Source organism: Mesorhizobium sp. CA4 (assembly GCF_020165075.1).
GTDB lineage: Bacteria > Pseudomonadota > Alphaproteobacteria > Rhizobiales > Rhizobiaceae > Mesorhizobium.
In genome coordinates this window covers 1-16,294 of sequence record NZ_JAIUHK010000003.1, presented here as the reverse complement: position 1 = coordinate 16,294, position 16,294 = coordinate 1, and the positions used below count along the sequence as shown (strand labels likewise).

Sequence of the window (16,294 nt, the reverse complement as noted above, 5' to 3'; positions counted from 1 at the left end):
TCAAAACGACAAAGCGAGGATCTGCCATGGCGACCGGACCGAACCGCATTCTCGACGAATTCGCAAAGATCATGACCGATGCCGCGGGTGCCGCGCAGGGCGTGCGGCGCGAAGTGGAGACGGCGTTCCGGGCGCAGGCCGAGCGCATGCTGAATTCCATGGATGTGGTGCAGCGCGAAGAATTCGAGGCGGTGCGCGAGATGGCGGTCAAGGCGCGGGAAGACAACATCCAGTTGGCGACGCGCGTCGAGGCGCTCGAGGCCAAGCTCGCCGAACTGACCGGACAGGCCGCACCTGCGGGTGCTGCGAAGCCCCGCGCAAAAAAATAATCGTTAAACTTTTCCACATAGCGCGATCCGAAAAATCGCTTTGCCGTGAATCGCTTACCGGCATTGCATGAATCTTCGTGACAGCCACCTTTCCACATGCGGATGACGCAGTGCGAAAAATTGGGCTGTTCACGCGACTCCCGATCAATAGACTGAATTTGTTGCATGATTCGAAGCAGGGTCATGCGCCGGGCGGTGGGGTCCGGTTGGGTCTTTGCGTTGGAAAGTCCTGACCGTCCGAGTTCTAGACAAGATTGTTCGTCGTGTGTGCCCCGCGGAGCGTGTGGCGCTCCCCTGAACACAGGAAGCATTCATGGAACTCCTCGAACTCGAATTCTCCCGCGAAATCCACCCGGTGGACGTCATCGAGCAGGTGGCCCACAACAATGACTGGTCCTTCGAGCGCGCCGGCGACGACGAGATTTCGATTTCGGTGGCTGGCAGCTGGACCGACTACCATGTCTCCTTTTCCTGGATGGAGGATTTCGAGGCACTGCATCTTGCCTGCGCTTTCGACATCAAGGTGCCGGAGACGCGTACGCTGGAAGTGATGCGGCTCTTGTCGCTGATCAACGAGCAGATGCTGTTCGGGCATTTCGACCTGTGGGAACAGGAAGGCGCCATCATGTTCAGGCAGTCGCTGCTGCTTGCCGGCGGGGTCGAGCCGTCGAGCCAGCAGGTCGAGGTGCTTCTGTCGTCGGCGTTGGAGGCCTGCGAATGCTATTTCCAGGCCTTCCAGTTCGTCGTCTGGTCGGGTACATCGGCCAAGGACGCGCTCTCCAGCGTGCTCTTTGAGACCCATGGTAACGCCTGAACCAAGCCGATATCGCCGATGAGTTCTAGCAGCGAGCGCAAGCCCGAGATCAGCTTTGCCGATTTCGACCGTGTCGATATCCGTGCTGGTACGATCGTCGAGGCGGAGCCGTTTCCGGAGGCGCGCAAGCCGGCGATCAAGCTGAAGATCGATTTCGGTCCGGCGATCGGGGTGAAGAAGTCGTCGGCGCAGATCACCAAATATTATGCGCCGGAAACGCTTGTCGGCCGCCAGGTCTTCGCGGTGGTCAATTTCCCGCCGCGCCAGATCGGCCCGTTCATGTCGGAAGTGCTGACGCTGGGCTTTCCAGATGAAGAGGGCGCCGTGGTGCTCGGCGCCATCGAGCGCAAGGTGCCGGACGGCGGGCGCTTATTCTAGGACGAGCCTGGGGCGACCTGGAGCCACCCTGTCCTGATCGGCGCGCTTACTTGGCATCCCCAACGCCTCGTCGACCGCGTCGAGGAACATTTCGGCACAGGCCTGCCAGCTGTAGCGCATCGCGCGCTGACGCGCTTCGGCGCGGTCGACGTGAAGCGCCTTCATCGCCGCCTCGCCCAGGTCGTTCGACACGGCTCCGCCGACGCCGTCGCCGATAATGTCGATCGGCCCGGTCACCGGATAGGCGGCGACGGGCGTTCCGCTGGCCAGCGCCTCGATGACGACATTGCCGAAGGTATCGGTGCGGCTCGGAAAGACGAAGACATCGGCCGACGCGTAGATCTCGGCCAGCTCGTCATTCGGGCGGTGGCCGAGGAAATGCGCGTCGGGATAGCGCGTCTTGAGCTTTGCCAGTTCCGGCCCTTCGCCGACGATGACCTTGCTGCCGGGCAGGTCGAGATCGAGAAAGGCGGTCAGGTTCTTTTCGATCGCGACGCGGCCAACGCATAGGAAAACCGGGCCAGGGAATCCGGTTTCCTTGCGCTTGTCCGGCCGGAAATGGTCGGTATCGACGCCGCGCGTCCAGGGCCTCAGCTTGTCGAAGCCGCGAGCGGCCAGATCGTCCGCCAGCGACCGCGTGGCGACAAGCGTTCCCTGTCCGGAATTGTGGAAGCCGCGCAGCCAGTTATAGGCCCAGCTCTCCGGCACCGGCAGGCGGGCGCTGAGATATTCGGGAAAGCGCGTGTGATAGCTGGTGGTGAAGGGGCGGCGGGTCCTGCGGCAATAACGGCGCGCCATAATGCCGAGCGGACCCTCGGTGACGATGTGGATGTGGTCGGCCTTGGCGGCCTCGATCAGGCGCGCGACATGCCCCGGCGTCGTCAGCGCAAGCCGGATGTCGGGATAGGTCGGCATCGGCAACGTGCGAAAGAGGTTCGGCGTCAGGAAATCGAGCTCGACGTCGAAGGGTTTCAGCCCCTCGGTCAGGCGTTCCAGCGTGTGCACCACGCCATTGACCTGGGGTCGCCATGCGTCGGTGACCATCAGGATGCGCATGGCGATACTTTGCAATAATTCCTGAGCGCGCCGGCGCGGTGCCGGAACGGCAGCCAGGCAGCAGCCCGCGCCTCGCTCCAGCGCACCCGGGCAGGGGCTGGATCGAAGCGGGGCGGCAGGGCCGAATCAACAAAGGTCGCGCGCTTCATGCGCGCTCTTGACCATGATTTCATGACGGGCGGATGAAGGCTGCCTCGGCCGGATTTACGCGGGAACTTTGATGACGGCGCGCAAGCCGCCGAGCGGGCTGTCCTCGAGACTGATGTCGCCGCCATGGCTGCGGGCGATGTCGCGGGCAATCGACAGGCCAAGTCCGGTGCCGCTGGCGTCCAGGTTGCGCGCCTCGTCGAGCCGCAGGAACGGCTTGAACACCTCTTCGCGCTTATCGGGAGCGATGCCCGGTCCGTCGTCGTCGATGGTGACGGTGAGCGAGCCGCGACCATGGTTGGCGTGGACTTCGACGGTCTTGGCATAACGAAATGCATTGCCGATGACGTTCGAAAGCAAACGGGCGAAAGCGTTCGGCCGCACATGCACGGCCGGATCGCCGGTCAGTGTCGTCGTAAGCTTGCAGCCACGCAATTGCGCCTCCTCGCCGAGCTTCTGGAAACAGGCATTGAGGTCGAAGCGGCCGGTATCCTCCGCGGCCTCGCCGCGGGCAAAGGAGAGATAGCCTTCCAGCATCGACTGCATGTCGTCGATGTCCTGGTTCAGCGCGGCCTTGGTCTCGGACTTGCCGCCGGCCAGCGCCAGCTGCAGCTTGAACCGGGTGAGGATGGTCCTGAGGTCGTGGCTGACGCCGGTCAGCATGGCGGTGCGCTGCTCGATCTGGCGCTCGATACGCTCACGCATCTGGATGAAGGCGAAGCCGGCGCGGCGAACTTCCTCGGCGCCGCGCGGGCGGAAATCGCGCGGCATCGGCCGCCCCTTGCCGAAACTCTCGGCGGCCTCGGCAAGCGTCAGGATCGGCCTGATCTGATTGCGCAGGAAGGGAATCGCGATCATCAACAGCACCAGCGAGGTGCCGACCATCCAGATCAGGAAGATGTGGGTGTTCGAGGCATAAGCCTGGCTGCGCCGCACGAAGACGCGCAGCACCTTGCCTTCGAGCTGGACGCGAACCTCGACGACATTCGAGTTGCCGACGGTGTCGATCCAGAACGGACGGTTGATCTGTCTGGTGATCTCCGACGACAGCGCCTCGTCGAGGATCGAGAAGAACGGCTTCGGGCCTGGCGGCGGCAGCGGATCGGGCGGCAGCAGATCCACCTTCAACTGCATGCGGTCCTGGGCGATGCGGATGATGTTGGCGTAGTCGGCGTCGTGCGGATAGGTCTCCATCATGTCGATGACGGCCGCTATGTCCGAGATGGTCGCCTGCGACAGGCGCTGCGTGACCGTCTGCCAATGGCGCTCCATGAAGACGAAGGCGACCACCGACTGCAAAAGGATCATCGGCGCGATGACGATGATCAGCGAGCGGGCGTAGAGCCGCTTCGGCATATAGAGCGCGACCAGGCGCCAGAACCGGTTCCAAGCGCGCGGCATCGCCCTCAGTGTCCGCAGCGCGAGATCGCCGGGGCTGCCTCCTTCAGGCTGTTCCAGTTGCGTGGTCGCCATTCGCCCTTCCGCTCGTCGATGGCCGTTCAGCAAAGGGCCTTCGACGGTAGTTTATTCGACGCTGAGCCGATACCCAATACCGCGCACCGTCTGGAGCCACACCGGATTGGACGGATCGCGTTCGATCTTGCGGCGCAGCCGGTTGATCTGCACGTCGATGGTGCGCTCGCCGACATCCGATTCATCGCCCACCAGCTCATGGCGCGGGATGGTCTCGCCCGCCCGCGCGGCGAAGATCGCGAGGATCTCCTGCTCGCGATCAGTCAGCTTAAGCGCCTCGCCGCCACGCTTCAATTCGCGCTTGGCGATCTGGAACGTATAGGGTCCGAACACCAGCTGTTCGACCTTCGGCGTTGTTGCCGGGCCGCCACGGCGCAGGATGTTGTTGATGCGCAGGATCAGCTCGCGCGGATCGAACGGTTTCGGCAGGTAATCGTCGGCGCCGGCCTCCAGCCCGGTGATGCGGCTGTCGGTCTCGGACAGCGCCGTCAGCATCAGGATCGGCACGTTCTTCTCGGCCCGCAACGCCTTGGTGAGGTCAACGCCGGTCTCGCCCGGCATCATGACATCGAGCACCAGAAGGTCGAAGTCGAGGCCGGCGAGCTTGCGCCTGGCCTCGCCGGAATTGCCGGCGACGGTGACGCGAAAGCCGTTCTCGGACAGATACTGCTTGAGCAGGTTGCGGATACGCGTGTCGTCATCGACAACCAGAAGATGCGGCGCGTCATCGTCGGGCGCGGCCGGATGATCAACCTTCTCAATGGTCTCCATGGTTCTTCCCCGATGTTTGCGCAGGCACAATGTCGATCTGCGCCCTTAGTTCCGGATTGACCATCGCTTCCAGGAATCGCTCGATCGTGGCGCGTTCGGTGGCTCCGGAATCCTCCAATGCAGCACGGATGCGGCGCGACTGTGGCCGCGCCAGCGCCAAGGCAAGCGCGCGACCCTTGGCGGTCGGGTAGAGTTCGCGCTGCCGGCGGTCGCGCGGACCCTGCACCTGGACGATATGGTCGGTGTCGATCAACTGCTTCAAAACCCGTGCCAGGCTCTGCTTGGTGATCTTCAGCACGTCGAGCAGTTCGGCGACGGTGAGCCCGGGCCTGCGGTTGACGAAATGCAGCACGCGATGATGGGCGCGGCCGAAGCCATACTCGGCGAGTATCTGGTCCGGGTCGGAGGTGAAATCGCGGTAGGCGAAGAAAAATAGCTCGATGATGGCGAAGTCGATGCCGTCCTCGTCGGCGATCGCCGTCCTGATCGGTTTTCCGGCTGCGGGGCTTGGATCCGTCATCATTTCTCCATGCGAGGCGGGAATTATGTCAGTACTATTGACGTAATTTCCGGGCAATGATAATTTTTGACAAGCTTTTCGGCGGATTGCGAACGAAAAGGCAAGTGGAAGCCGTTTTTCCGGAACTTCCTGAGTTTGCCACGAATTGAATATCCGCCTACGCTTTCAAGCATTGGCCAACGTTTCGGGTCCTGTGGCGGGGCCGGTACGAAAGGCTTTAAAACACAACGATTTGCGGGCACCCGCCCGCGGGAGGTTTCCATGGCATCCGTTCCCTTCGATCAATTGGACGGCTTCATCTGGATGAACGGCGAGTTCGTCAAATGGGCCGATGCCAAGATCCACGTGCTGACCCATGGCCTGCACTATGCCAGCGCCGTTTTCGAGGGCGAGCGCGCCTATGGCGGCCAGATCTTCAAGCTGACCGAGCATAATGAGCGCCTGCATGAATCGGCACGCCTGCTCGGCTTCAAGATCCCCTATCCGGTCGCCGAGATCGACGAGGCCTGCCGCACCCTGCTGAAAAAACAGGGTTTCCAGGACGCCTATGTGCGCCCGATCGCCTGGCGCGGCAGCGAGCAGATGGGCGTCTCGGCGCAGAACAATCGCATCAACGTCGCCATCGCCATCTGGCAGTGGCCGAGCTATTTCGACCCCGCGCAGAAGCTCAAGGGCATTCGCCTCGACGTCGCCGAATGGCGCCGGCCCGATCCGCGCACCGCGCCGTCCAAGTCGAAGGCCGCCGGCCTCTACATGATCTGCACACTGTCCAAGCACGCCGCCGAGGCCAAGGGCTACGCCGACGCCATGATGCTCGATTGGCGCGGCCAAGTGGCGGAAGCCACGGGAGCTAACATCTTCTTCGTCAAGGACGGCAAGATCCATACGCCGACGCCCGACTGCTTCCTCGACGGCATAACCCGCCGCACGGTGATCGGCCTGGCGAAAGACCGCGGTTTCGAATTGATCGAGCGCGCCATCATGCCGGAGGAGCTCGAAGATTTCGAGCAATGCTTCCTCACCGGGACGGCGGCCGAGGTCACGCCTGTCTCGGAGATCGGTCCATACCGATTCGAGGTCGGCGAGATCGCCAAGACGTTGATGAATGACTATTCTGCCGCAGTGCAACCAAAGCATGCCATCGCCGCAGAATAGCGATAGTCACAGCTTTTTTGTGCAGCAGGGGCGGTTTTCGGGCCGCCCTTTTTATTTAAGCTTTCACGCATTTGACTTTCGAACGGTTCGGCGTCTCATGATGGTGTCGGCCCTTGGAGGCAGGCGGCTATGGAGGGACTAGTTACATGGACAGCAATACGATTATTCAGATCGTTGTACAGGTAATTGCCGGCATTATCGGTGGCCAGGCGGTTGGCGCGGCGCTGAAGCAGGCGGCGATGGGCCAGCTTACCAAAATCCTCAGCGGCGCCATCGGCGGCGTTGGCGGTGCAGCCATCCTCGGCAGTCTGCTCGGCGGCGGTGGAGTCGACGCGGCGGCAGCGGCCGGTGGAATCGGCAGCGCGCTCGACCTGAAGAACCTTCTCGGCGGCGTCGGCGGCGGCGCCATCCTGACCGGCATCGTCGGCGCGGTCATGAACGCGATGAAGAAATAACGTCTCTCGCTTCAAGCTTTCAAATGGGCGGTTTCGGCCGCCCATTTTCGTTTCCAGGATATTGTGCCGGCCGCAGTGGACGGCGTTTGCCCGCCTGTCTACATCAGGGCAACCATCGGAGCGGTTCTCACTTTCCCTGGAATTGCTCGAGAAAGGAAAGCCATGGGTCAGCTCAATGCCGGTATCGTGCCGGTCACGCCGTTTCAGCAGAACTGCACCATTTTGTTCGACATGGACGACAAGACGGGCGTCGTCGTCGATCCCGGCGGCGATGTCGACAAGATATTGTCAGTGCTGAAGGACAATGCCATCACCGCCGGCGCGATCTGGATCACGCATGGTCATATCGACCATGCCGGCGGCGCGATGGAACTGAAGGACGCGCTGGGCATCGACATTATCGGCCCGCACGAGGCCGACAAGCCCCTGCTTGCCAGTCTCGAGAACCAGGCCAAGCGTTTTGGCCTGACCGATCCGGTGCGCAATTGCGTGCCCGACCGTTTTCTGACCGAAGGCGAGGTCGTGTCCTTCGGCAGCCATCAGTTCGAGGTGCTGCATTGCCCCGGGCATGCGCCGGGTCATGTCGTCTACTACAACCGAGCGGCCAAACTCGCGCATGTCGGCGACGTGCTGTTTCGCGGCTCGGTCGGGCGCACCGACCTGCCCGGCGGCGATCACGCCGCGCTCATCGCCTCGATCAAGCAAAAGCTTCTGCCGCTCGGCGACGACATCGGTTTCATCTGCGGCCATGGCCCGGGCAGCCGCTTTGGCGACGAGCGGAGGACCAATCCCTTTCTGACCTGACCTTCAAAAAGAAAAGCGCCGCTGGGGGCGGCGCTTTTCCTGGGCAGGGAACCCAGGCGATGTTCGACCGGTCAGTTGGCGACACAGAAATGCTGGGCGCCGTCACTGCCGGTGAAGGTGCCGGTCCGCGAGTTGAAGCTGCGGTAGCGATCCGAGCAATACTCGTACCAGCCGCGGGTCCACGGTTCGGCGTAGCGATCGGCGTAGACGACGCGGGGCTGCTCAACGTAGTAGCGGCGCACCGGCCGGTCGACATAATAGTCGTCACCGTAGGCCGGTTCGTAATAGCGCGGCCCGGGGTTGCTCAGCGCGCTGCCGATCAGGGCGCCGGCCGCAAGGCCGACAACGCCGGCCGCGAGGGCGTCGCCGCCATGGTGACGATGATGGTGCCAGCGCCAGTCGTCGGCATTGGCCGCTGAGAAGGTGGCCAAGGTGGTCGCGGCAATGCCAACGCTCAGGATGGAAGTCTTGAGAAAACGGTTCATTTTCGGTCTCCTTCGCGCCGGCCCGCGCATTTTCAGGGGATACGGACCGGCTTTAGCAAAAGTTAATAGAAGACCGTGGCTGAACGGAGGCTGAACGGAATCGGGAAAAACGATTTTTTCGTGGCTTGGCGATTTCGAGGCTTGGGCACAACCCGATGCCGGGCGGGAGCGGTCCCGCCTCAAATAGCCTCCGTCGGGTCTGTCGTGAGCCGGCCTAAAGCGCGTCACAATCTTTCAGAGGCGCTCCATGCGCTTTAGGTTCTTGATTTGGCGCATGTCTTTATCCCGAAACCGGTTCCCACTTTCGGGAGACATGCTTTAGCCGATCGACAGATTGACGGCCTTCGGACCCTTGCCGCGCTTGTCCGGCTCGGTGTCGAATGTCACTTTCTGCCCATCCTCAAGACCGGGAAGGCCCGACGCCTGCACGGCCGAAATGTGGACGAAGACATCCTTCGCGCCATCATCGGGCGTGATGAAACCGAAGCCCTTGGCATGGTTGAAGAATTTGACGGTGCCGGTCTGCGGCATGGGAAACTCCTTTGATCCCATCAAGTCAAGTTTCGGGCCGGCAAACTGCCCGAGAGGAAATTTGTCCTTTATTTTAGCGCTATCGGCAAGAGAAAGTTTTCGCCTGCCGATCCAAGCATTTGCGCGCAAAAAAGGCGCGACCGTTTCGGCCGCGCCTTCGCAATTTCAGGCCTGTCCAGAAGCCGGTTCATGACCCTGCCGCACCGTTGCGTCCGCAAGGATAGGCCGGTCTGGCGATCAGGCGGCGCGCAGGTTGACCGCCTTCGGGCCTTTGCCCATGCGGTCCGGCTCGACGTCGAAGGTGACCTTCTGGCCGTCGACCAACGTGCGCAGGCCGGAAGCCTCGATCGCCGAGATGTGGACGAACACGTCCTTGGCGCCGCCATCCGGCGTGATGAAGCCGAAGCCTTTGGTGGCATTGAAGAACTTTACGGTACCGGTCTGGGCCATTGGGGAAAACTCCTTCACCCGTGTCAGTCTTGTGGTTCGCCCGCTGCCTCGCGCCTCAGGCAAATCCCGGTGGTTGCTTCGGCGGTCATGCATTCGCGCATGGTCAAACCCCCCGCCGAAAAACGGGGCTGTCAGAGATTCACACTTATCGGGGAAAGGTCGTCCAAAACGTTCCGCTCTCCGGGTCGCAAATGCCCGAACGTGATTTTTATTACACGGAAACGTGATGGTTGCAAGACGACGCTCGCGGGCGGCCTGGGCGCGTCCAACGCTGCGGCTTCGATAGAACCCGTGCCACCACCGGTCATCGGCCAGAAGCGGGCCAAGCATAGGCCAGAATGAAGGTGGCGAGGACGGGTTCCGCGGCTCCACAAACGACGGTTGCGTTTACCGCGCAGGATGCGAGGATGCCGCGAGCCGGCATCATACGCCGGGGTGGAGGAGGGGTATATGCGGTTTCTTGCGGTGTCACGGCAGAGCGTTGTCGTTTTCATGCTGTCGGCGCTGCTGGCAGCCTGCACCGTCGTCGTCGACGATGGCCCGCGCCCGCGGCCGCCCCGGCCGCATCCGCAGTTCTGCACCATGCAGTCCCAACCGGTCTGTGCTCGGCGCGGTGGCGACCGGCAGACCTTTGCCAATGCGTGCCTGGCCGAAAGGGAAGGCTACCGCATCATGCGAGAGGGTGCTTGCCGCGACGGCGGCGGTGGTGGTGGCGAACAAGCCTTCTGCACGCGCGAATACGCGCCGGTCTGCGCGAGGCGCCACGGGCAAATGCGGACCTTCCCGAACGCATGCGAGGCCCGTGCGGCGGACTATCGCATCGTCGGCGACGGGCCCTGCTGAGAAGACCGCGGAGTCCATCCCCTCAATGGCCACCGCGACGCGCGCTGACGCTTTGTCTTGAATCTCTTGTCCGCATGGCTTAGGTCCGGCGGACCAACAAACACGGCAGGTTTCCCATTAACAAAGATCGCAGAAGAGCGGCAAACGCCGGTGGCAGGCCAGGTGGCGCGGTGAACCCGCTCGATCCTTATGTGCAAAAGGCGCTGCAACTGCACCAGGCGGGCCGGCGGCAAGAGGCCGAGGCGCTCTACCGGCAGGTTCTGGGGCAGCAGCCGAACCATGCCGCTGCGCTGCATTTCCTCGGGCTGCTGCTGCACCAGACCGGCAGGAGCGAGGAAGGGCTCGATCTCATCGAGCAGTCGGTGACGCTGCAGCCCGAGAATGCCGACTTCCTCAACAATATGGGCACGGTCATGCGCGACCTCGGGCGCGTCGCCGCCGCGGTCGATTTCTTCCGCGGCGCCGTGGATATCCGGCCGGACCAGCTGGCCGCGCGCGACAATCTCGGTTCGTCGCTGAAGCAACTCGGCCAGTTCGACGCGGCCGAGGAGATCTACCGCGGCACCATCAGCCGCAACCCGTTCCATGTCCGCGCACGCATCGGCCTTGCCGAGACGATGCAGGAGGCCGGGCGGCTGGACGAGGCGATCAAGCTGTTCAGCGAGGCGCTGTCGATCCGGCCGAAGGACGCTGAGCTTCTCTACGGGCTGGGCGTCGCGATGATGGAGAAGGGCAAGCTCGACGAGGCGGCCGACCGCGCCCGCCAGGCGCTGGCGATCGCCCCGAACATGGCTAAGGCCTGGCTGCTGCTCACGCAGGTCAAACGCCAGACCGAGCGCGACAAGGAGCTTGCCGGCATGGAGGCCGAGCATGCCAAGGCACCGCAAGGCAGCCTCGCGCGCATGCAGCTCTCCTTCGGACTGGGCAAGGTCAATGACGACCTCAAGGATTATGGCCGCGCCTTCGACTATTTCGCCGAGGGCAATGCCATCCGCCGCAGCGTGATCGACTACGATCCAACGCGCACGCGCGGTGAATTCGAGGCGATGAAGGCGGCCTTCGACACAGCCTTCTTCGAGAAGCATAAGCCAAGCGGCATTTCCGACGACACGCCGATCTTCGTCGTCGGCATGCCTCGTTCCGGCACCACGCTGGTCGAGCAGATCATCGCCAGCCATCCGCAGGTTTTCGGTGCGGGCGAGTTGAACATCCTCAAGACGGCCGTCGGCAAGCAATTTCCGATGAGCATGCCGGGCGGCTTCCCCGCCGGGATCGCCGAAATGCCCGACAACGCCTTCGCCGAAGCCGGCCAGGCCTATCTCGACATGCTGCATACCCGCTATCCGGGCTATCGCCATATCACCGACAAGATGCCGGGCAACTTCCTTCTGGTCGGCTTCCTGCACATGATGCTGCCGAAGGCCAAGATCGTCCATTGCGCGCGTGATGCGGCGGCCACGTGCCTGTCGATCTTCAAGGTGCATTTCCGCGGCGACAGCCACCGCTACGGCTACGACCTCGGCGAGCTGGCCGATTTCCATAACCTCTACACCGACATCATGGCGCATTGGCACAAGGTGCTGCCGGGCGTCGTGCATGATGTGCGCTATGAGGATTTCGTCACCGACCAGGAAGGGCAGACACGGGCGCTGATGGCGTATCTCGGCCTGCCCTGGGACGACAAGGTGCTGTCATTCCACGAGACGGACCGGCCGGTGCGCACCGCTTCAGCCGCGCAGGTGCGCCAGCCGATGTATCAGGGCTCCGTCGATCTGTGGACGCGTTATGGGGAGCGGCTGAAGCCGCTGCTTGATCGGCTGAACTAGCACACGCGTCAGCGATTGGCCGAAGCGCCCGAACTTTGTCATCCACGGGCGGAGCGGGAGCGAAGCGGACGCGCAGACCCGAGGATCCATTCCGTGAGCTCGCGCGAAGGTTAAAGGTGGCGCAGAACAGAGGTCGTTCTGCATCGCTGCAAAGCTCATAGGTAACGGAATGGATCCTCGGGTCTGCGCCGCGTCGCTTCGCTCCTTGCTCCGCCCGTGGATGACGACCTGACGAGCGTCTCGGCCAATCGCAAAGGATTGCGATCAGCCGACACTGGCGTTCCGTCGCTCCTCAAAGCTCGATGAAAGGCTGGAAGCCGCCGAAGATCATGCGCTTGCCGTCGAACGGCATGGCAGACCAGTCCATCTTGAGACGCTCATCGGCCATCACCTTGGCCATGACCGCGTCGCGACTCTGCCTGGATTCGTAGACGACCCAGGAGAAGATGACGACCTCGTCGTCCTTCGCCTGGACGGCGCGCGGGAACGAAGTCAGCTCGCCATAGGGCACATCGTCGCCGACGCATTCGACGTAGGCGAGCGCGCCGTGCTCCATCCAGACGTTGCCGGCGTTCTCAGCCATTTTCTTGTACGCATCGAGATTTGCCTTCGGCACGGCAAGCACGGAACCATCGACATAGGACATGGTGAACTCCTCTTTGTGGCGTCTCTTTCTCCCTGTGGGAGAAGGTGGATCGGCGCGCAGCGCCGAGACGGATGAGGGGTGCGCCAGTTCGGCGCCGCTTACCCCTCACCTGGATTGCCACCATTGCGAAGGGCAAATCGGGGCAATCCGACCTCTCCCAGGGGGAGAGGTGGGCGGGCTCACTTCACCGGCGCATTCATCGCCCAGGCGACGCCGAAGGGGTCTTTCACCTGGCCCCAGCGGTCGCCCCAGAACATCACCTGCAGCGGCGTGACGACCTCGCAGCCGGCATCCACCGCGCGCTTCCACCAGGCATCGATATCGTCGCTGCCGAGATGAAGCTGCAGCGTATAACCCTGCGCCGCTCGGTGCGGATGGCCGTGTTCGGGATAGGCATCGCCCAGCATCAGCGTCGAGCCGTTGACGTAGAGATGGATGTGCATGGTGCGGCCCTTGTCGTCCGGCGGATAGGCGAACACTTCCTCGGCGCCGAAGGCCTTCTTGTAGAATTCGGCGGCCTTGATGGCGCCGTCGACCTGCAGGTAGGGGGTCAATCCGCCAAGGACCTTGGCGCGGGGCGGGGTCTGGTCGTTCATTCTCGTGTTCCTCTTCACGGGTTTGATCTGGCTCGCGACTTGGGGCATTTCTACGCAATTCCGAACGGAAAACAGGTTCACAGTTTTCCTGGAATTGTTCCGAGGACGGATGAGGCGGTGGTGATCCTACATACCTGACGAAAAATTTTTAAGGGCCGGTCCCCGACAGCCCGGACAATCGGCGGGACCGGGAAAGATTGGCATTCAAAGCATCGTTTTATATGACCTTCGCCGAGAAGGTTGCGGCGTGGCGGCTTTCGCGCGTTTCGAAAATCTCTGGAAAGCCGATGTCCTTGCGCAGTTCGGCCGGCAACGAAAGCAGGATGCGCTCGCTGCGGTGACGGGCGCGCGCCTGGGCATACCGCTTGGCAAGACGGCCGATGGATGACAGTACCGACATGATGTCTCTCCCTGGTTGATGCCGGCATCATCGTGTCGGCATTCCAAGGACGAGGCGGCAATCGACGATCCGACAGATCGTGGAGATTTTTTTCAGAACACCGACGCCGCCAACGCCGTGTCGTAATATTCCACCATCTCGATGATCTCGCCGTCGCGCACCGTCCAGAAATTAGCGGTGCGCATGATGAACTCCTCGCCGGTGGCGCGGCGCGTCATGTGGATCTCGACCTGCGCGGCGACCTTGTCGCCGCCGTCGATGATCTCGACCGGAACAAAGTGCCGGTACTCGAAGTCGTCGTCGAGCACCAGGAGCCTGGCGAGGAATTCCTGCTTGCCGTGCGCGGTGCCGGCGTGCCGCGATTGCCGGGGATCGGCAATCCAGCGGAACACGACATCCTCGGAGCATCGCGCGAGGGCGCCCTCGATATCGCGCTCCGCATAGGCCTGGTAAAGATTGCTGACGATGTCCACTGCACGCATGGCCCGTTCCCTCCATGGCTAAAGCGCGTCGCGATCTTTCAGATTCGCTCCATGCGCTTTAGGGTCTTGATTTATGCATGTCTTTATCCCGAAACCGGTTCCCACTTTCGGGAGACATGCTTTAAGCAACTCAACATGCTCCTTTTTTAGCGAGTGGAAAAGTATTGCCGGGCCGGCAGCACTTTGAATGCCAGCCCGGCTGATGCACCGTCTCTCAACTGGGCATTTCAGCGACCGAGCGGAAGAACGCCTCCGGATCGTCGACTTCGGTCAGCCGCCGCTTGTCGATCAGCCAGAAACGGTTGCCGACGGCTCGGATGAAGGAGCGGTCATGCGAGGCAAGCAGGCAGCTTGCCTGATGCTTCAGCAATTCGTCCTCCAATGCTTCCTGGCCGTCGATGTCGAGATGATTGGTCGGCTCGTCGAGCAGACAGAAATTGGGATGGATGAGCCTGAGCACCAGCATCATCAGCCTCGATCTCTGTCCGCCGGACAGAGCGCCGATCTTCCTCTCCTGCATCTCGATGGCGACGCCGACGCCGGCGAGCAGCGAGCGGACGCGCTGCTCGCCAAGCTCGAAGCGGCGCGAGACCATCGCCAGCGGTGTGTCGTCGCCATCGATGCCCGACAGCGCCTGATCGCTGTAACCGAGCACGGTCGATGGCGTCACCTTGACATTTGCAACTGACGCCGGCTCGGCGACGGCGTCGCGGATCATCGCGATGAAGCGCGTCTTGCCCACGCCGTTGCGGCCAAGCAGCACGATGCGATCGCCTTGGCAGATGTGGCGCTTGCCGGTCCTGAACAGCAGCATGCCGTCAGGGGTTTCGACCGCCGCGTCCTCCAGCGTGATCAGCACTTTGGCGTGGGTGCCGCGGTTCGCCAGCTTGATTGCGCCGGCCGAGCGCTCGCGATGCGCTTGTATGGCGGCATCCTCCAGCTTCTCGGCCCGTTCCTTGAGCTGCTTGGTCTTCACCGTCAAAAGGTCGCTGCCGGAATTGATGCCAATATTGTTCAACTTGGCGGCCTGCTTCCGCAGCTGCTGGGCGATCTTCATGTCGCGCTCGAACTTGCGCGCCGTCGAGGCGTCGAGCTCGTCGAGCGCCTGCCGGGCACGGGAATAGGGCAGCGCGAACACCGCCGACTCTTCCGGGCGCAGGAAAAGCGTTCGGTTGGTGGTGGCGTCGAGGAAGGCGCGGTCGTGGCTGGCGATGATGACCGGCACGTCGCGCAGCAGCGTGTTGAGCCATGTCTCGAGCTGGCTGATCCTGGCGAGGTCGAGATGATTGGTCGGCTCGTCGAGCAGGAGCACGTCCGGATCGGTGACCAAGACGCGGGCGATCAGCGCCAGCCGCTGCCAGCCGCCGCTCAGCGCGCGCATCGGCCGGCCGCGCATTTCTTCAGGCACGTCGAGTGAATCCAGCACCACGTCGACGCGCCATAGTTCGCTCTCACGCTGTTCGCGCGGCAGGGCATCGGCGACGACGTCATGGAAGCTGCGGCCGAGCAGCGCGTCGGGAACGGATTGCCCGACATGGCCGACGCGCAGGCCGCGCGACCTTGCTATGTCGCCGGCGGTGGGTTCGAACGCACCGGCCAGGCATTTGAGAAGTGTGGATTTGCCACGGCCATTGGCCGCGACGATGCCGAGCCGGTCGCCGGCGCCGATGATGAGGTCGAGGTTGGAGAAGAGCGGCGCACTCATGGTGACGCCGAGGGATTTGAGGCTGATCAGGGCCATGTCGATTTCTCTGGTCTGCCCGGAGGAACTCGGGCTGTGATGCACTTTGACGGTGCGCCGGCGGGCCATCAGGCCAGGTTCAGCGGCACCACGAAGGGCAGACCAAAAATCGAAGCGGGAAAACCCGGACCGTCCTGGTCAGCCCTGCAAGCAAGCTCGCAGGGCACAGACAGGGCCGCGCTGACGGTGGCGATAAAAATGCACGCAGCCCTCCTTGCTGGACGTTCGAATTGGAGATTGGGTACACCGGGGGAGGTGCGGAGGCAAGTGGTCCGCTCGAGCGGCGCCGGTGGAGCGCTTGCCTTCTCCCCCAACGGGCCTGTTGCGCAGTTAGCGAGGACAGGCTCGCGGAGCGATTTGGTCGCGAGGTCTCGCTCCGTTTTGGCTTTTGG

20 protein-coding genes are annotated in these 16,294 nt (G+C 62.7%); 8 read left to right on the top strand and 12 right to left on the bottom strand.

The window, feature by feature from the left end; translation table 11 throughout:
- Window positions 1-26 precede the first annotated feature (26 nt).
- The 3 genes from LB528_RS03080 to LB528_RS03070 all read left to right on the top strand — a co-directional run bounded on the left by LB528_RS03080 (window position 27) and on the right by LB528_RS03070 (window position 1,521).
- Window positions 27-329 carry an accessory factor UbiK family protein gene (locus LB528_RS03080; protein ID WP_112126796.1) on the top strand — a complete coding sequence of 101 codons (303 nt, stop codon included), beginning with the start codon at window positions 27-29 and terminating at the stop codon, window positions 327-329.
- A gap of 313 nt (window positions 330-642) precedes the next feature.
- Window positions 643-1,143 (top strand): YbjN domain-containing protein, encoded by a 501-nt coding sequence (locus LB528_RS03075; RefSeq protein WP_112098904.1) that lies wholly within the window; start codon window positions 643-645, stop codon window positions 1,141-1,143.
- A gap of 18 nt (window positions 1,144-1,161) precedes the next feature.
- Window positions 1,162-1,521: a tRNA-binding protein gene (locus LB528_RS03070; RefSeq protein WP_040989641.1), complete on the top strand. Its 360-nt coding sequence runs from the start codon at window positions 1,162-1,164 to the stop codon at window positions 1,519-1,521.
- Here LB528_RS03070 and LB528_RS03065 read toward each other — a convergent pair.
- From LB528_RS03065 to LB528_RS03050, 4 genes are all read right to left on the bottom strand, one after another.
- Window positions 1,513-2,577: a glycosyltransferase family 4 protein gene (locus LB528_RS03065; protein ID WP_224713806.1), complete on the bottom strand. Its 1,065-nt coding sequence runs from the start codon at window positions 2,575-2,577 to the stop codon at window positions 1,513-1,515. The two genes, LB528_RS03070 and LB528_RS03065, sit on opposite strands and share 9 nt — an antisense overlap.
- 204 nt (window positions 2,578-2,781) lie before the next feature.
- Window positions 2,782-4,197 carry an ATP-binding protein gene (locus LB528_RS03060; RefSeq protein WP_411962090.1) on the bottom strand — a complete coding sequence of 472 codons (1,416 nt, stop codon included), beginning with the start codon at window positions 4,195-4,197 and terminating at the stop codon, window positions 2,782-2,784.
- Window positions 4,198-4,248: 51 nt separating this feature from the next.
- Window positions 4,249-4,968: a response regulator gene (locus LB528_RS03055; protein ID WP_224516707.1), complete on the bottom strand. Its 720-nt coding sequence runs from the start codon at window positions 4,966-4,968 to the stop codon at window positions 4,249-4,251.
- Complete coding sequence (locus tag LB528_RS03050) at window positions 4,955-5,488, bottom strand: MarR family winged helix-turn-helix transcriptional regulator (RefSeq protein WP_224516706.1); 534 nt, start codon at window positions 5,486-5,488, stop codon at window positions 4,955-4,957. Before LB528_RS03050 ends, LB528_RS03055 begins: the two co-directional genes overlap by 14 nt.
- A gap of 261 nt (window positions 5,489-5,749) precedes the next feature.
- Between LB528_RS03050 and LB528_RS03045 the strand changes: the two genes are divergently transcribed.
- From LB528_RS03045 to LB528_RS03035, 3 genes are all read left to right on the top strand, one after another.
- A complete protein-coding gene (locus LB528_RS03045; RefSeq protein WP_224516705.1) occupies window positions 5,750-6,643 on the top strand; it encodes a branched-chain amino acid aminotransferase in 894 nt (297 codons plus the stop codon).
- Window positions 6,644-6,789: 146 nt separating this feature from the next.
- Complete coding sequence (locus LB528_RS03040) at window positions 6,790-7,098, top strand: hypothetical protein (protein WP_224713805.1); 309 nt, start codon at window positions 6,790-6,792, stop codon at window positions 7,096-7,098.
- 162 nt (window positions 7,099-7,260) lie between these two features.
- Window positions 7,261-7,902 carry an MBL fold metallo-hydrolase gene (locus LB528_RS03035; protein WP_224713804.1) on the top strand — a complete coding sequence of 214 codons (642 nt, stop codon included), beginning with the start codon at window positions 7,261-7,263 and terminating at the stop codon, window positions 7,900-7,902.
- Window positions 7,903-7,973: 71 nt separating this feature from the next.
- Here LB528_RS03035 and LB528_RS03030 read toward each other — a convergent pair whose 3' ends face one another.
- The 3 genes from LB528_RS03030 to LB528_RS03020 all read right to left on the bottom strand — a co-directional run bounded on the left by LB528_RS03030 (window position 7,974) and on the right by LB528_RS03020 (window position 9,368).
- On the bottom strand, window positions 7,974-8,387 hold the full coding sequence (locus LB528_RS03030) for a BA14K family protein (protein WP_224713803.1): 414 nt from the start codon (window positions 8,385-8,387) through the stop codon (window positions 7,974-7,976).
- Window positions 8,388-8,705: 318 nt separating this feature from the next.
- Window positions 8,706-8,918, bottom strand: coding sequence for a cold-shock protein (locus LB528_RS03025; protein WP_006202521.1), 213 nt, complete (start codon window positions 8,916-8,918; stop codon window positions 8,706-8,708).
- A gap of 237 nt (window positions 8,919-9,155) precedes the next feature.
- The gene (locus tag LB528_RS03020; RefSeq protein ID WP_006202520.1) at window positions 9,156-9,368 is read right to left on the bottom strand and encodes a cold-shock protein; all 213 of its coding nucleotides are present in this window, start codon (window positions 9,366-9,368) and stop codon (window positions 9,156-9,158) included.
- A gap of 450 nt (window positions 9,369-9,818) precedes the next feature.
- Here LB528_RS03020 and LB528_RS03015 point away from each other — a divergent pair, with 450 nt between their 5' ends.
- Entirely contained in the window at window positions 9,819-10,211 is a 393-nt protein-coding gene (locus LB528_RS03015; RefSeq protein WP_224713802.1) for a Kazal-type serine protease inhibitor domain-containing protein, read from the top strand.
- 191 nt (window positions 10,212-10,402) lie between these two features.
- Entirely contained in the window at window positions 10,403-12,037 is a 1,635-nt protein-coding gene (locus LB528_RS03010; protein WP_318012273.1) for a tetratricopeptide repeat-containing sulfotransferase family protein, read from the top strand.
- Between the two features lie 292 nt (window positions 12,038-12,329).
- Here LB528_RS03010 and LB528_RS03005 read toward each other — a convergent pair whose 3' ends face one another.
- The 5 genes from LB528_RS03005 to LB528_RS02985 form a co-directional block, all read right to left on the bottom strand.
- Window positions 12,330-12,683 (bottom strand): DUF1428 domain-containing protein, encoded by a 354-nt coding sequence (locus tag LB528_RS03005; RefSeq protein ID WP_224713800.1) that lies wholly within the window; start codon window positions 12,681-12,683, stop codon window positions 12,330-12,332.
- Between the two features lie 179 nt (window positions 12,684-12,862).
- Window positions 12,863-13,279 (bottom strand): VOC family protein, encoded by a 417-nt coding sequence (locus tag LB528_RS03000; RefSeq protein WP_224516699.1) that lies wholly within the window; start codon window positions 13,277-13,279, stop codon window positions 12,863-12,865.
- Between the two features lie 217 nt (window positions 13,280-13,496).
- Window positions 13,497-13,679 carry a hypothetical protein gene (locus LB528_RS02995; RefSeq protein ID WP_224516698.1) on the bottom strand — a complete coding sequence of 61 codons (183 nt, stop codon included), beginning with the start codon at window positions 13,677-13,679 and terminating at the stop codon, window positions 13,497-13,499.
- Window positions 13,680-13,771: 92 nt separating this feature from the next.
- Complete coding sequence (locus LB528_RS02990) at window positions 13,772-14,161, bottom strand: nuclear transport factor 2 family protein (RefSeq protein ID WP_224516697.1); 390 nt, start codon at window positions 14,159-14,161, stop codon at window positions 13,772-13,774.
- A gap of 214 nt (window positions 14,162-14,375) precedes the next feature.
- Window positions 14,376-15,902: an ABC-F family ATP-binding cassette domain-containing protein gene (locus LB528_RS02985; protein WP_224713799.1), complete on the bottom strand. Its 1,527-nt coding sequence runs from the start codon at window positions 15,900-15,902 to the stop codon at window positions 14,376-14,378.
- Window positions 15,903-16,294 lie beyond the last annotated feature (392 nt).

What these genes read in the sequence shown, in the direction of transcription:
- LB528_RS03080 (WP_112126796.1), top strand. Translation starts at nt 27, where the DNA reads ATGGCGACCGGACCGAACCGCATTCTCGACGAATTCGCAAAGATCATG.
- LB528_RS03075 (WP_112098904.1), top strand. Translation starts at nt 643, where the DNA reads ATGGAACTCCTCGAACTCGAATTCTCCCGCGAAATCCACCCGGTGGAC.
- LB528_RS03070 (WP_040989641.1), top strand. Translation starts at nt 1,162, where the DNA reads ATGAGTTCTAGCAGCGAGCGCAAGCCCGAGATCAGCTTTGCCGATTTC.
- LB528_RS03065 (WP_224713806.1), bottom strand. Translation starts at nt 2,577, where the DNA reads ATGCGCATCCTGATGGTCACCGACGCATGGCGACCCCAGGTCAATGGC.
- LB528_RS03060 (WP_411962090.1), bottom strand. Translation starts at nt 4,197, where the DNA reads ATGGCGACCACGCAACTGGAACAGCCTGAAGGAGGCAGCCCCGGCGAT.
- LB528_RS03055 (WP_224516707.1), bottom strand. Translation starts at nt 4,968, where the DNA reads ATGGAGACCATTGAGAAGGTTGATCATCCGGCCGCGCCCGACGATGAC.
- LB528_RS03050 (WP_224516706.1), bottom strand. Translation starts at nt 5,488, where the DNA reads ATGACGGATCCAAGCCCCGCAGCCGGAAAACCGATCAGGACGGCGATC.
- LB528_RS03045 (WP_224516705.1), top strand. Translation starts at nt 5,750, where the DNA reads ATGGCATCCGTTCCCTTCGATCAATTGGACGGCTTCATCTGGATGAAC.
- LB528_RS03040 (WP_224713805.1), top strand. Translation starts at nt 6,790, where the DNA reads ATGGACAGCAATACGATTATTCAGATCGTTGTACAGGTAATTGCCGGC.
- LB528_RS03035 (WP_224713804.1), top strand. Translation starts at nt 7,261, where the DNA reads ATGGGTCAGCTCAATGCCGGTATCGTGCCGGTCACGCCGTTTCAGCAG.
- LB528_RS03030 (WP_224713803.1), bottom strand. Translation starts at nt 8,387, where the DNA reads ATGAACCGTTTTCTCAAGACTTCCATCCTGAGCGTTGGCATTGCCGCG.
- LB528_RS03025 (WP_006202521.1), bottom strand. Translation starts at nt 8,918, where the DNA reads ATGCCGCAGACCGGCACCGTCAAATTCTTCAACCATGCCAAGGGCTTC.
- LB528_RS03020 (WP_006202520.1), bottom strand. Translation starts at nt 9,368, where the DNA reads ATGGCCCAGACCGGTACCGTAAAGTTCTTCAATGCCACCAAAGGCTTC.
- LB528_RS03015 (WP_224713802.1), top strand. Translation starts at nt 9,819, where the DNA reads ATGCGGTTTCTTGCGGTGTCACGGCAGAGCGTTGTCGTTTTCATGCTG.
- LB528_RS03005 (WP_224713800.1), bottom strand. Translation starts at nt 12,683, where the DNA reads ATGTCCTATGTCGATGGTTCCGTGCTTGCCGTGCCGAAGGCAAATCTC.
- LB528_RS03000 (WP_224516699.1), bottom strand. Translation starts at nt 13,279, where the DNA reads ATGAACGACCAGACCCCGCCCCGCGCCAAGGTCCTTGGCGGATTGACC.
- LB528_RS02995 (WP_224516698.1), bottom strand. Translation starts at nt 13,679, where the DNA reads ATGTCGGTACTGTCATCCATCGGCCGTCTTGCCAAGCGGTATGCCCAG.
- LB528_RS02990 (WP_224516697.1), bottom strand. Translation starts at nt 14,161, where the DNA reads ATGCGTGCAGTGGACATCGTCAGCAATCTTTACCAGGCCTATGCGGAG.
- LB528_RS02985 (WP_224713799.1), bottom strand. Translation starts at nt 15,902, where the DNA reads ATGGCCCTGATCAGCCTCAAATCCCTCGGCGTCACCATGAGTGCGCCG.